Origin of the sequence: Acetobacter vaccinii, from assembly GCF_008365315.1 — a bacterium.
Taxonomy (GTDB): Bacteria; Pseudomonadota; Alphaproteobacteria; order Acetobacterales; family Acetobacteraceae; genus Acetobacter; species Acetobacter vaccinii.
Map to the genome: position 1 here is coordinate 611920 of NZ_CP043506.1, position 13827 is coordinate 625746.

At 58.7% G+C, this 13827-nt stretch carries 12 protein-coding genes; 6 read left to right on the plus strand and 6 right to left on the minus strand.

Features of this window, described 5'->3' with window-relative positions; genetic code table 11:
- Positions 1-26: 26 nt before the first annotated feature.
- From FLP30_RS02710 to FLP30_RS14330, 6 genes are all read right to left on the minus strand, one after another.
- Positions 27-1022 (minus strand): bifunctional enoyl-CoA hydratase/phosphate acetyltransferase, encoded by a 996-nt coding sequence (locus FLP30_RS02710; RefSeq protein ID WP_149278482.1) that lies wholly within the window; start codon positions 1020-1022, stop codon positions 27-29.
- Between the two features lie 258 nt (positions 1023-1280).
- Positions 1281-2264 (minus strand): LLM class flavin-dependent oxidoreductase, encoded by a 984-nt coding sequence (locus tag FLP30_RS02715; protein ID WP_149278483.1) that lies wholly within the window; start codon positions 2262-2264, stop codon positions 1281-1283.
- The gene (locus tag FLP30_RS02720; protein ID WP_149278484.1) at positions 2261-3256 is read right to left on the minus strand and encodes an LLM class flavin-dependent oxidoreductase; all 996 of its coding nucleotides are present in this window, start codon (positions 3254-3256) and stop codon (positions 2261-2263) included. Before FLP30_RS02720 ends, FLP30_RS02715 begins: the two co-directional genes overlap by 4 nt.
- Positions 3253-4587 carry an LLM class flavin-dependent oxidoreductase gene (locus FLP30_RS02725; RefSeq protein WP_149278485.1) on the minus strand — a complete coding sequence of 445 codons (1335 nt, stop codon included), beginning with the start codon at positions 4585-4587 and terminating at the stop codon, positions 3253-3255. The genes FLP30_RS02720 and FLP30_RS02725 overlap by 4 nt, the downstream gene beginning before the upstream one ends.
- A 36-nt stretch (positions 4588-4623) precedes the next feature.
- On the minus strand, positions 4624-7002 hold the full coding sequence (locus FLP30_RS02730) for a TonB-dependent receptor (protein WP_246856568.1): 2379 nt from the start codon (positions 7000-7002) through the stop codon (positions 4624-4626).
- 70 nt (positions 7003-7072) lie between these two features.
- Positions 7073-7201 carry a hypothetical protein gene (locus FLP30_RS14330; RefSeq protein WP_256366599.1) on the minus strand — a complete coding sequence of 43 codons (129 nt, stop codon included), beginning with the start codon at positions 7199-7201 and terminating at the stop codon, positions 7073-7075.
- 358 nt (positions 7202-7559) lie between these two features.
- Here FLP30_RS14330 and FLP30_RS02735 point away from each other — a divergent pair, with 358 nt between their 5' ends.
- From FLP30_RS02735 to FLP30_RS02760, 6 genes are read left to right on the plus strand one after another with little or no spacing between them, the layout of a single operon-like run.
- Positions 7560-8888 (plus strand): LLM class flavin-dependent oxidoreductase, encoded by a 1329-nt coding sequence (locus tag FLP30_RS02735; protein ID WP_149278486.1) that lies wholly within the window; start codon positions 7560-7562, stop codon positions 8886-8888.
- Positions 8888-10423, plus strand: a complete 1536-nt coding sequence (locus FLP30_RS02740) for an ABC transporter substrate-binding protein (protein WP_246856569.1) — start codon at positions 8888-8890, stop codon at positions 10421-10423. Before FLP30_RS02735 ends, FLP30_RS02740 begins: the two co-directional genes overlap by 1 nt.
- Positions 10420-11391, plus strand: a complete 972-nt coding sequence (locus tag FLP30_RS02745; RefSeq protein ID WP_246856570.1) for an ABC transporter permease — start codon at positions 10420-10422, stop codon at positions 11389-11391. Before FLP30_RS02740 ends, FLP30_RS02745 begins: the two co-directional genes overlap by 4 nt.
- The gene (locus FLP30_RS02750; protein ID WP_149278487.1) at positions 11388-12233 is read left to right on the plus strand and encodes an ABC transporter permease; all 846 of its coding nucleotides are present in this window, start codon (positions 11388-11390) and stop codon (positions 12231-12233) included. The genes FLP30_RS02745 and FLP30_RS02750 overlap by 4 nt, the downstream gene beginning before the upstream one ends.
- On the plus strand, positions 12230-13072 hold the full coding sequence (locus tag FLP30_RS02755; protein WP_149278488.1) for an ATP-binding cassette domain-containing protein: 843 nt from the start codon (positions 12230-12232) through the stop codon (positions 13070-13072). The genes FLP30_RS02750 and FLP30_RS02755 overlap by 4 nt, the downstream gene beginning before the upstream one ends.
- Entirely contained in the window at positions 13069-13818 is a 750-nt protein-coding gene (locus FLP30_RS02760; protein ID WP_149278489.1) for an ABC transporter ATP-binding protein, read from the plus strand. The genes FLP30_RS02755 and FLP30_RS02760 overlap by 4 nt, the downstream gene beginning before the upstream one ends.
- Positions 13819-13827: the final 9 nt, after the last annotated feature.

Consider the following 13827-nt stretch of genomic DNA (forward strand, 5'->3'; position numbering starts at 1 on the left):
TAAATACACAACCAGAAAACGCGCTTTTATCCCTTTGAATGCAACCGCGCATCGGCCAGAGCCTGCGCGTATAAAGCGCCAATAGCGACAGAAGCCAGCCTGGCCTGCACACTATCCGCCCGGCTGGTCAGAATAATGGGAACCTCCGCCCCCAGAACAAGCCCGGCAGACTCTGCACTGGCCATGAAAATCATATTCTTTGCCAGCATATTTCCCGCCTCCATATCTGGCGCTACAAGAATTTGCGCCCGCCCGGCAACTGGAGACTGCAATCCCTTGATACGGGCAGCCTCGGGGCTAATGGCATTGTCCATAGCCAACGGGCCATCCAGAATGCCACCCTGAATCTGATTGCGCTGGGCCATCATGCACAAGCAGGCCGCATCAAGAGTGCCCTGAATTTTAGGATTTATAACTTCGACTGCCGACAACAACGCTACGCGGGGTGTCCCCAACCCAAGCCCCAGATGCAGGTCGATGGCGTTTTGGACAATGTCCCGTTTGGCGGCAAGGTCCGGGGCGATATTGATGGCGGCATCAGTCACAAACAGCAGGTCGTCATAACCGGGGACAGCCAGAAGGAAAACATGGCTGATACGGCGCGCAGCGCGCAGGCCAGCCTGTTGCGCCACCACAGCGTGCATCAGCGTATCCGTATGCAGGCTGCCCTTCATCAACGCCTGCACATGCCCATCTTTGACAAGGGAAACCGCACGCTGGGCTGCGCTATCCTCCGTAGCCTCATCAACAATGCTTATCTGCCCAAGATCGAGCCCACTGGTAAGGGCCAGAGCTCTGATCTGCTCTTTCGGGCCTATCAGAACAGGGGTCATAAGCCCTTGCCGCGCGGTCAGCACAGCCCCTTCCAGCGCATGCTGCTCACATGGCCAGACCACCCCCACACTGACTGGCTGCGGCAGGTTAGCAGCGCGGGCAACAAGATTTGTAAAAGCCTGATGGCTCTTGCCTGCTCCGGGCAAATCCACCGGATCGTGCGTGTAACTGGTCTGTGTCGTGCTCATGCAGCCCTGCCCGGCAAACCTGCCTGTATCAACACGCCTTGACCGGGCTGTCTGGCAGCCCCCTGAAAATGGGGCGGAACTGTTATTGCCATCGCGCGTGGCTCCTGCTGCACTCTCTTTGTCTTATCCTTGCAGACTTCTGCTTAAGGACAAAGGGAGTGGGCCATCAACACACGCGGAGGCACCGGGCACTGGCAGGGAATACTCCCCCCAATGCCCGGTGCTTTCCATCACGACAGGTGCTTTTTCTGCCTCGCCTCAGGCAGCGTCTGGTTGCCAGCCGAAGCGGGGGGCAATCTCGCGGGCTATAATTTCCAACCGGCCAATGGCATCATCAATGGTGCTACTGGCAGATTGCACAACAACCACAAAATCACTCAGATACTGGAACAGTGCAGGATCATTCCTCAAGCTCTCTTCTATATCATCCGGGCTGCCATGGTGGACATTCAGCAGCCTGATAATGTCTGCCGTGTTCAGTTCCCCCTGGGCAATGTTTTCACGCCGCAACCAATCCCCAAAAGGTGCTAGGTCGGGGGCGAGAACATCCTGCGCGTCCTGCTTGCTTGCCGCCGGGAAAACCGCACGAATAATGCCTAGCCGTGGTGGTACAGCATGTGTCCAGGCATCCAGATAGGCCTCGGCCAGCGGCTTTTGTACACTGGCGGGGTTATGCACAGCCGTGCCCAGCAGCAGCCCATTGGCCTGTTCCGCCGCATAGACAGCCCCTTCCGTTGTAGAGTGGGAATGCCAGAGTCTGTCCCCCAGCCCTGCCCCGACCGGCTCCAGACCTTTGTAACGGCCTGTGCCTTCCAGGCAGGTTTGCAAGCTCTCCTGCCCCCGTTGGAAAAGGGCCGCACGGTTGGCATATTCCACATCAAACGCCGGAAAGGCTGCAATGTTGGCCCCACCGCTACCAAGACCCAACTGCACCCGCCCGTTGCTTAAAACATTCAGGACCGAGGCATCTTCCGCAAGGCGCAGAGGGTGTTCAAAAGGCAGAACCGTGACCCCCGTTGCCAGATGAATACGCTTGGTATGGGCGGCAATAGCCGACAGCAGCACAAGCGGAGACGGCGAAAGCCCTGTCCCTCTGGACAGATGATGCTGGGCAATCCACCCACTTTGAAAACCCAGCTTTTCTGCTGCGACAAAAAGGCGGGTCAGACCATCATAGGTTTGCTGCGGCGTACTGTCCGCGCTCACATGGGTCAGAAACCCTAACCGGAAAGACCGTTTCATGACAGGGCCAGCCCTTTCACCTGCGCGCGCAGGGCCGGGACAATGGTGTCCGTAAAGCTCTGCAACCGTCGGGACGCCTGCTCCGGCGTAGTCGAAAATGTTTGCACCTGCGCCGCAAAGTGGCTGACAAATGGCAAGGATGTATCTGCCAGAAGCTCCTGCACAATATCATCCGGGTGGCCCCAGAGCACCCCCATCTCCCGCAGGTAATGGTGCAGGTCCTGCTGCTGGGCATCGGGCCGAAAGCGCCTGACATAGCGCAGAATATCAGCCCCTATTTCCTGCTCGACTGTCTGTTTGTCAGCACCGGGGATCAGTGCCCGCACCAGTGTAATACGCGGCGGGTGCTCATGCCCCTGTGCAGCCCAGGCCGCCCGATAGGCAGCTATGAGTTCCTGATGGGATGGATGCTCAGGCAATTGCGGGGCGGCTATCAGCCCGTTGCCATTGGCCGCCACAAAAGCAACATCCCGCGTACTTTCCCACACCCTGCCTAGCAGTTGCGGCACGGCGGGTGTCATGGTCAGGCCCGGCGCAACCTCCTGCCCACGCAGGATGGCGTTCAGCCGGGTCAGCCCGCTACGGTACAGCTCTGTCCGATGGTCGGGGGCAATATCAAACCCGGCCAGACTTTCGGTATCAAACCCGCGCCCAAGCCCCAGTTCCAGCCGCCCGTTGCTCAAGACCTCCAGCACGGCGGCATCTTCCGCCAAGCGCAAGACGGGTTCCAATGGCAGGATAATCACGGCCGTACCCAGCCGCAGTTTTCTGACATGCTGCGTGGCGTGGGCCAGAAAAACCAGTGGCGCGGGCAGTGCCCCGGTCTCGGTATGGAAATGATGCTGGGCAACCCACCCCGTATCCAGGCCGCTGTCCTCAGCCTGGCGTAGCAGATCCAGCGCGGTGGCATAGGTCTGCTGGGCCGTGGTCCTGTCTGGAGCATAAAGCCGGTTGAGAAAACCGAATGTCTGCAAAGATTGCTGCTGGGTCATGACGCCACCTGCACGCCTGCGGAATAGGGCGTATCCAGCCCAAAATGGCCACGCAGGGTTGTGCTGTCATACGCCTTACGGAAACGGCCACGCCTTTGCAGTTCGGGCACAACCAGACTGACAAAATCTTCAATCCCGCCCGGATCATGCGGGAAGAAGAGGTTAAAGCCATCGGCTGCTTCGCTGTCGTACCAGTCTTCAAACCTGTCTGCGATGTCGGCTGCAGTGCCTATGACAGCGTTACGCTCGGCCAGATGTTGATAAAGCTGGCGAATGGACAGGTGTTTCTGCTCCGCCAAGGCCACCGCAAAATCGCGCCTGCTGCCCTTGTTACCAGCCGGAATGGGCGGCAAGGGGCCATCGGGGTCATAGCCTGACAGATCGAGGTCATCCCCCAATGTATCAGCCAGCAGGCGCAGGCCAACCACCGGGTCCAGCAGTTCCTGCAACTGGTCAAAGAAATCCTGCGCGTCCTGACGGGTTTTTCCCACAACCGGGGTAATGCCGGGCAGAATACGGATAGCGTGCGCGGGCCTGCCAAAAGCAGCTGCGGCTGCTTTGACCTCAGCATAATACGCCTGTGCCGCGCTAATATCATCATGCGGTGCAAAAATGATTTCCGCTATCCGCGCGGCCAGACGTTTGCCACTGGCCGATGCCCCGGCCTGCACCAGAACAGGCTCGCCCTGCGGTGTGCGGGAAATGTTCAGCGGGCCCCGTACGGAAAAATGCGCGCCTACATGATCAATCGCATGTACTTTTGTGGGGTCAAAATACCGGCCGTGGTCAGCATCCAGCGTGACTGCCCCTTCCTCCCACGAGTTCCAGAGTTTTCTGACAACATCAACAAACTCTTCTGCCCGCTCATAGCGGCCAGAGTGGGAGAAATGCTCTTCCCGCCCGAAATTGCGGGATTCATCCCCCACAACCGATGTCACCACATTCCACCCCGCACGCCCGCCGGATAGATGGTCCAGCGAGGCAAATTTGCGGGCAATATGATAGGGCTCATTATAACTGGTCGTTGCCGTGCCGATAAGACCGATATGCTCGGTCACACCCGCCAGCAGGGACAGCAGGGTCAGAGGTTCGTAATGCTCCCCGCGGGAGGTGCGCGACAGGGCCTCCAGGTCCTTGCCCCACAAAGCAGCAACATCGGCGATAAAGAGGCCGTCCAGCAGCCCCTTTTCCGCAACCTGTGCGTAATGAATATACTGTTTGATATCCAGCCCGGCACCAGCCCGCCCCTTGGGGTGTTTCCACGCGGCAAGATGGTGCCCACCATTATTCAGCATAGCCAGCAGGTTCAAATGCCCTGGTCTTTTGCTCATTGGTTTGTCCCCTGTCGTTTCTCTGTTGGGTGCTGGTCAGTAATTCACACCCAGGCGCACACCCCAGGTGGCAGGCATGCCTGCCAGGGCGACATTGGCGCCATCGACAAAATAATTCCTTTCCACATCATATTTTTTGTCGAAAATGTTTTTCCCGAAGGCGGAAATGGACCACTTTCCACTTTTGGGTGCAAACCCAATATTGGCACCCCACAATGTATAACCCGCCACATTATAGCGTGACCCGAACAGGGAGTTGTACGTGCTGCGCAGGCTGTAATCCATGCCGGTTGTGAGGACATAGTTCCCCAGTTCCCAGTTATAGCTGACAGATCCGTTGACGGTGAATTTCGGAAACGGCAGGGATTCACCCTTACGATTACGGTAATCCCCAACATACAGACCGTTGACGACATGCGCACTGTAAAGCGAGGAGAACTTGTCAAACGCACCCACGGCAAAACCGGCAGACTGCGTAATGACCAGGTTGGGCAGGGGCCGCCATTCGGCCTCGATTTCCCCACCATACATGTGGGAGCGGGGTGCGTTGACAATGGAACCAACAAGGCCCGTCTGCGGGTTGAGGGTCGCGGACTGAATCTGTTGGTTGCTATAATCGTAGTAGAACCCAGCAACGTTAAAGCGCAGATGCTGGTCAGGCAGAGTCAGCTTGTTGCCCACTTCATACGCCAGCAGGGATTCCGGCTTGAAGGGAGACGCAGATACCCCCACCGAGTTGGAGTTGTAGGTTGTAAACCCGCCTGATTTGATACCCCGGGTGAAGGAGGCATACAGCATGTCATTACGGACAGGGTTGTACTGCACCTCAAACTTGCCAGACGGCAGGGTGAAGTCCGTGCTTTCTCCATGCAGCACGTTGCCGGGGTTGGTAATAACCCCATTGATCACCTGGTAAGACCCCAGACTGGAAAGTTTGCGGCTTTCATGTTCGATCCGCAGGCCGCCGGTAAAGCGCAGCTTGCTGGTCAGGTGATAGGTCGCCTGCCCGAACCCGCTGATGGTATTGACGAACTGGGTATAACGCAGGTCACGGTCAAAACCGTACAGGTCGCTAAAGCCGGACTGATAGCGGTCATTCATATACTGGTGGGCATAGTAAATGCCTGCAACCCATGTCAGGCGCTGGTTACCGGGGGAGGTCAGGCGGAGTTCGTTCGCCAGCACATTCGCGCGGGTCTTGAAGGCAACATCGGCCAGCGTTTTCGGCCAGGCGTCAAAGTTCATATATTCCTGACGCTGCATGTTGTCGTAGCTCAGCAGGTTCGTCAGGGTCGCGAAAGAGAACTTCTTATCAGCACGCAGGCTCATGCCCCCGACATCAATATGCGAAAACGGTTTTGTGTTGGGGTTGACCCCGATCTCCTTGGCGAAGGAGGGGGATGTACCCCAGTTGGTCTCGTAACGGTCGGGGCTGTTGGGATAAATGGGGGCGGACGGGTTAAGCGCGTTAAAGGCCGACATGGGTGTGTACAAGTGCAGCCCATTGGCATCAGAACGGTCACGACTGCCGTGCAGATTGAACTCGAACTTCAGGCTGTCGGAGGCATCATAATCCAGCAGCAGGCGGGCAGCGCCCCGGTCGGCATCACCCAGGCTTCGCCCATCGCTGTTATGCTGCCATGCCCCGCCCTGCAAGGTCTCGCCCGACAGGCGATAACGCAGCTTTTGTGTAATGGGGCCAGAGAGATAACCGTCCACCTTGACGCTATCAAAACGCCCGTACTGCACATCCCCGCCCGCATGGAAGGTGGATGTGGGCTTATTGAGAATATAGTTGATCGCACCACCTGTCGTATTACGACCATACAGGGTGCCCTGTGGACCGCGCAGAACCTCAACGCGTTTGATGTCAAACATCAGGCCGTTGGTCGCAAAGGGTACCGGGTTTGCAACTTCATCAACATAAACCCCCACCGTGGGAGCGTTGTTGCTGGCATAGTCATTAAAACCAATGCCACGGATGGCAAAAGCGGGCTGGCCGCTGCCAAACTGAGGCGTGACTTGCAAAGACGGTGTCAGATACTGCAAGTCAAAGACGTTATTAACATTGCGGGTTTCTAGGGTCTTGCCGCTGATCACACTGATGGAGGAGCCAATATTCTGCGGGCTTTCTGCCCTGCGCTCGGACGTGACCAGCACTTCCTCAGTCTGGCGCGAGGCAACGCTGTCCTTTGCGGCTTCCTGCTTCTGTACCTGTGGCTTTGCCGTTACCTGCGGGCCTGGGGTGGCCTTTGTGCTCTGGTGGAGTTTCCTGTCTGTCTGTTTTGCTGTGGTTACGTCCTGCGCCAGTGCGTTCCCCCCGAATGTGAGAACAACAACCCCGGAGGCCAAAAGAAACTGCCGTTGTGACCGAAAACGCCCCTTGAGGCCGCGAAATTCCCTGAACGGAACCATGATGACTCAATACCCCTGAAGAAACTTGGAGATTTCTGTGTGTTTGATACGCTGAGCTGTGCTGGTCAGGTCAACATCGCAGATCAACCGCGCCCATGACCACACCACCGGATACGGGCTGCCCATACAACGCAGGCAGCGGGCTGGCGGACCACAACCGCAGGCGACCAAAGCCAGGAGAGCATTGCAGAATGGACATTATTGTTCCGTAGTTTTTGGTGGTTAATTTATAATAACTTTTTGTATAGTTAATTTTTTCAATACACAACAATCTGCATAAGCCAGACCCCTCAAAACCCGGTTTCTGTCATGTTTTGGCAACACTCTATGAGACTTTAAAATTATCAATTTGACAGAAAAATCATATATTTTTCAGCATGTTAAATATCATTTTTACCTATTTTTCTGATATTTTACGGAGATATGAAAAATAATCATTTTAGATAGTTGTTTTATATGTCCGCAGCTTATATCGTTCCATCTTCTCCCCAACCTCATCCAGTGCAGGCGCAAGGGGAAACACACACAGAGTCTATATAACGAAAAGGTGTCGTTCTATGTCGCGCAAGATGAATCTGGCGGCCTTCCTCCTTCCCACGGGGCACCATGCCGCTGCATGGCGCCACCCGTCATCCGTCCGGGACGCAGGCGTCAATTTTCCACACCATGTGGAACTTGCCCGCACGGCAGAACGTGGCCTGTTTGATGCGGTCTTTATTGCCGATTTTACAAGCGGCATCGATGAAGACGGGATCGAAGGCTTCAGCCGGATGACCTATGCCTCCTCTTTCGAGCCCCTGACCCTTATTTCCGCCCTGTCCGCCGTCACCCAGCGGATTGGTGTTATCGGCACAGTCAGCACCACCTATACGGTTCCTTATCATCTGGCACGGCAGTTTCTCTCTCTCGACCAGATCAACGGTGGCCGGTCCGGCTGGAACCTTGTGACAACCGCCAATGTGCGCGAATCTGTGCATTACGGCCTTCCCGCCCATGTCAAACATGCCGACCGCTATGTGCGGGCGCGGGAGTTTGCGGAACTTGTTGTAAAATTCTGGGACAGTTGGGACGACGGCGCCTTTGTGCGCGACGTTGAAAGCGGTGTTTTCTTCGACCCCGCCCTGCGCCGCGGTGTCACCCATGATGGTGAACTGTTTGCCGCAACCGGGCAGTTGGATATTCCCCGCTCGCCACAAGGCCGCCCTGTTATCGTCCAGGCCGGATCATCCGAACCGGGCCGCCAGCTTGCTGCGGAAACAGCGGAAATGGTCTTTACCGCCCAGCAGGATCTGCAACAGGCCCGCGACTTCCGCGCCGACCTGCACGCCCGCATGGAGCGGATCGGACGGCCAACCTCCTCCATCAAGGTCATGCCCGGCGTCTATCCGCTGGTCGGGCGCACCCAGGCCGAGGCCGAAGACCTGAAAGACCAGTTGGATAACCTGACCCACCCGGAGGTCGGCCTGCTGCTGCTCTCGCGCATGACCGGCACCGACCTGCGTGGCCTGCCGCTGGACGGCCCCCTGCCCGAACCGCCGGAAACCATCAACGGCAACCAGAGCCGTCAGGCCCTGCTGCTGCAAATGGCCCGTAGGCGGAACATGACCCTACGCGAACTGTATCTGGAAGTCAGCGGTGCGCGCGGCCACTGGACCATATGGGGCAGCCCGACCCAGATTGCCGACCAGCTTGAGGAATGGTTTGTGACCGGCGCTGCCGATGGCTTCAACATCATGCCCCCCATCCTGCCCAGAAGCCTGAATGACTTTGTGGACCTGGTGGTGCCGGAACTGCAACGGCGCGGGCTGTTCCGCACCGCCTACCATGGCCATACCCTGCGTGAACATCTGGGCCTGGCACGCCCGGCCCCAGGCGACAATACATAATGCGCCCGTCATCCGTCATATCGGGTTGGCGTCTGCCACGGCCTCTTGCGGCCGTGGCACTCTGCGCCCTTACCCTCGCCCCGCTCAGCATGGCCTGCGCGCAGCCGACAGTGGCCCCCGCAGACCGTGACCGGATGGTTCTTGGGGTCAATATTTCCCCCGCGACACTCGACCCGACAAGCAACCCCTCCGAGGGGATCAGGATCGTGACGTATGACAATATCTTTGAAGGCCTGACACGGCTAGATGAACAGGGCCGCCTACAGCCGCTGCTGGCGCGAAGCTGGACAGTCTCGCCCGATGGGCTGGACTACAGCTTTACCCTGCAACCTGATGTGACATTCCACGACGGGCATGCGTTTGACTGCGAGACCGTCAGGTTCACACTCAACCGCGCTGCCGCTCCGGAAAGCGTAAACCCACAAAAGCAGGTTTTCCAGAACATCGACAGTGTGACCTGCCCCTCGGCACTGGAAGCCCATGTGCGGCTACGCACACCCCATGGCAGCTTTCTGTCAGAACTGGCGTGGGACGATGCCGCCATGCTGTCCCCCACCAGTGCTGCCACCAATGGGCTGCACCCCATTGGCACCGGGCCTTTTGTGTTTTCAAGCTGGAAACGGGGGGAGAGCGTTACCCTGGAGCGCAACGACCACTACTGGGGACAAAAAGCCAAGCTGAAGACAGTAGTCTTCCGCTTTTTTTCCGACCCCATGGCCGCTGCCAACGCCCTTATGGATGGGCAGGTTGATGCGTATCCCAGCTTTCCCGCCCCTGAGATGGCCGAGCACTTTACCACCGACCCACGCTTTGTTGTCACCACAGGGCTGGCTCCGTTCAAAGGTCTGCTGGCCCTGAACAACAGGCGCAAGCCCTTCCGCGACCTGCGGGTGCGCCAGGCACTGGCCTATGCGCTGGACCGCGCAGGCATGGCGGAGGCACTGGATATTCCCGGCTCCCGCGTTCTTGGCTCCCACATGAGCCCGGAGAACAAGGATTACACGGATTTCTCGACCCTTTACTCCTACGACCCGCAAAAGGCGCGCGCACTCCTCAAAGAAGCCGGGGTAGAGCCCGGCACCCGCCTGCGCCTGCTGCTGCCCCCCATTGGCTACGCCCGGGCAACGGGAGAGCTTGTCGCCGCGTATCTGGAGCAGGTGGGTATTACTGTCAGTATTGTGCAGGTTGAGTGGCCTGCGTGGCTGTCACAGGTTTTTGGCCGGCATGATTTTGACATGACCATCATCGCCCATACCGAGCCAGATGATATCGGCATTTATGCCCGGTCAGACTATTATTTTGGCTATAACAGCCCGACCTTCCAGCAGCAGTATGCGGCCTATGAAAACACGGCTGACAGCACAGCCCGGCATAATCTGGCCGTGGCCATGCAGCAGACACTGGCGCATGACGTGCCCAATGTTTTCCTGTTCTTCATCCCACGCACGAACATCATCCGCAGGAACATTACGGGACTGTGGAATAACCTGCCCCTGCCCGCCTGCCCCATGGCGGATGTCCAGTGGAGGCCATGATGCTAAAAAACCAGACCTTCCGCCATTTTCTGCTCTCCCGCCTGGCACTGGTCCTGATCGCCAGCCTGGTGGTGTTTGCCAGCATGGTCCTGCTGCCCGGTGACCCGGCCGAGGTGCTGCTGGGGGTGGATGCAAGGCCCGACACCATAGCCACACTGCACCACAAACTGGGCCTGGACCGGCCCCTGCCCGAGCGTTATCTGCACTGGCTGAAAGACATGGCCACGGGTGATCTGGGCCAGAGCTACAGCTACAGCATACCCGTCAGCCAACTGCTGTCTGACAGGCTTGCAGTGTCAGCCCCGCTGGCAGGGATGGCACTGGGGCTGGCCGTCATTCTGGGAGTGCCTCTGGGCCTGTTTGCAGCCGCCCGCAAAGGCCGCGCGGTCGATGTTATCCTCATGTCGGGCATACAGTTGACCAAGGCCATGCCCGACTTCTGGCTGGCCATGATCCTGACAAGCATTTTTGCCCTGACCCTGCACTGGTTCCCCGCCGGGGGGTTTCCCGGCTGGGGGCAAGGCATAGCCCATGGCGTACAGGCACTGCTTCTGCCCGCATTGGCGCTGGCATTGCCACAGGCCGCCGTGCTGGCGCGTTTCAGCCGGTCATCCGCCCTGCAAACCTTACAGGCTCCTTTTATCCTGACAGCCCGTGCCCATGGGCTATCCCGGCAGGCGGTGCTGTGGCGGCATGTCCTGCCCCATAGCCTGCCCCCGGTGCTGGCCGTGATTTCGCTCCAGATCCCGCTGCTGTTATCCGGCACGATTATTGTCGAAAATGTTTTTGACCTGCACGGCACCGGCTCGCTGCTGCTTGAAGCCGTCAACCAGCGCGACATCCCGGTTGTGCAAGGGTGCGTTCTGCTTGTTGTGCTTGTTGTCATTCTGGAAAAAGGGTTGCTGCAATGGCTGGAAAGCAGGCTAAGCCCATGGGTCAATCACACTCAGGGCGGGCCACGGTCATGACCACACTGCCACAGCCCCCCACCCCGCGCAGGTTCAGGCACCTTACCCTGATCAGCGGTAGCCTGCTGGTTCTGCTTGTGCTGCTGCCGGCCCTTGTCTTGTGGGTTCAACACATAGGCCACGGCTTTGCCATCAACCTGCATGACAGATTAAAGCCTCCCTCCCTCACCCACTGGCTTGGCACCGACCCGCTGGGCCGGGATACCTTGGCCCTGGTGCTGGTGGCGGCCTTTAACAGCCTTGCCATCAGCATCACGGCCATGGCGCTGGCCCTGCTGGTGGGCACGGCGCTGGGCCTTGTCGCGGCCGAGGCCGGGGGCAAAACCGGTATTCTGACAGATGGGCTAAGTGACCTTGGCATTGCCTTTCCCCCGGTCATCACCGCAGCCCTGCTGGTAACGCTGTACGGAGCAGGTGTGGGGGAGGAAATTCTGGCTCTGGCCCTCTTCTTCATCCCCAGTTTTATCCGACTTAGCCAGCAGTCAGCCTCTGCCATTCTGTCACAGGATTACTGCGCCGCAGCCCGTCTGGCCGCACTGAACACCCTGCACATTCACTGGCGGCATGTTCTGCCCAACATGGTGCCCGTGCTGGTGGTGCAATTTTCAGTCAGTGTCGCGCTAGCCCTGCTGGCAGAAACCGGACTGTCCTATCTGGGACTGGGAGCACCCCCTCCCTTGCCTGAACTGGGCCGCCTGCTGGCATCGTATCAGGTGCATATTTTTGACCATCTGCTGCTGGTCGCTGTGCCGGGTCTTGTGGTTGTCATGCTGGTGCTTGGCGTCAACATGCTGGGGGACGGGCTGCGTGACCTGTTTGACATACAGGAGAAGTCAGCATGACCACCCCGCTGTTTGAGGCTGACACCCTGACCGTACGTGCCCGTAATCCGTCGGGCTGGCACGACATCCTGCGTGACATCTCCTTTCATATCAAACCCGGTGATATTCTGGGTGTTGTCGGAGAGTCCGGCAGTGGCAAGTCCACACTGGGGCTGGCCTGCCTGGACCTGCTGGGCAGTGCCTTCCACATTTCCGGCACACGGCGGGTGAAGGGCCACAACATCGACACCATGGCTGAAAAGGCGCGTACCGCCATCCGTGGGCGCACCATTGGCTATGTTCCGCAAGAACCCATGACGGCGCTAAACCCCGGCATGACAGTTACCCAGCATCTGGCAGAAGGACTACGCCACAGCACAGCCCTATCCCGACAGGCCAAGGCAGAACGGATTGGAGAACTGCTACAGGCTGTCGGGCTGGACAGTGGGCCACACCTGCGCCAAGCCTACCCGCACACCCTGTCGGGCGGGCAGCGCCAGAGGATTCTGCTGGCCGCAGCCCTGGCCGGAAAACCAGACCTGCTGATTGCCGATGAAGCAACCACTGCGCTGGACCCTGCAAGCCGGGACACTGTTGTTGCACTGCTCAAGGCGCAGGCGGCAGAGCGGGGCATGGCAACCATTCTTATCTCCCACGATCTGGAACTGGTAGCCCGCCATACCTCATCCCTTCTAGTGCTACGGGGCGGGAGTATTGTTGAACAGGGACAGACCGCCACTGTCATGGCACAGCCTGCGTCCGTGTACCTTCGGTCCCTGCTGGCCCTCTCCCTCCGTTTCACGCCCCGCGCACCGCTGTCACTCTTTCCTGAACAGGCCATACAGGGGGCGGAAGTATGACAACTCTCCTGACCGCACAGGACATTTCAGTGTCATTGTCTCGCACCGCTCCACCCGTGCTGGCGGAATTAACGCTTGAGGTCGCACAGGGGGAAACTCTGGCTGTGCTGGGGGCCTCGGGCACGGGCAAGACCACACTGGCACGCACCCTTGCCGGGCTGCGCCACCCGGACACAGGCCGCGTCACGTTCCGTGGGGTTGATGTCAGGCACCTTGGCGCACGCACACACCGAGCCTTACGCTGCGACCTGCAAATGATTTTTCAGGACCCCTACAGTTCCCTGGACCCACGCCAGACTATCGGACAGGCCCTGGCTGAACCCCTGCTGGCCCGCATACAGGACAGCGCAAGCCGCACATTGCGTATTGAAAGCATCCTGCACGCGCTGGCACTCCCCGCCGACACACAGGCCAGACGCCCGCATGAGTTTTCCGGCGGGCAACGCCAGCGCATTGCCATTGCCCGCGCCCTTGTGGGAGAGCCCGCACTGGTGATCGCGGACGAAGCTGTGTCAGCACTGGATGCCTCCGTGCAGGCACGGGTGCTGAACATTCTGCTGGAGCAACAGCGGCGCACCGGGCTGGCGCTGGTCTTTATCAGCCATGACATGGCGGTTGTCAGGCACATGGCGCACCGGGTTATTGTGCTGGACAAAGGCCATATTGTGGAAGACGGGCCAACCGAAAAGGTTTTTACCGCCCCCCAGGCCGTGGCGACCCGCCGCCTGTTGCAGGCGGCTGCTTGAAGGACAGGA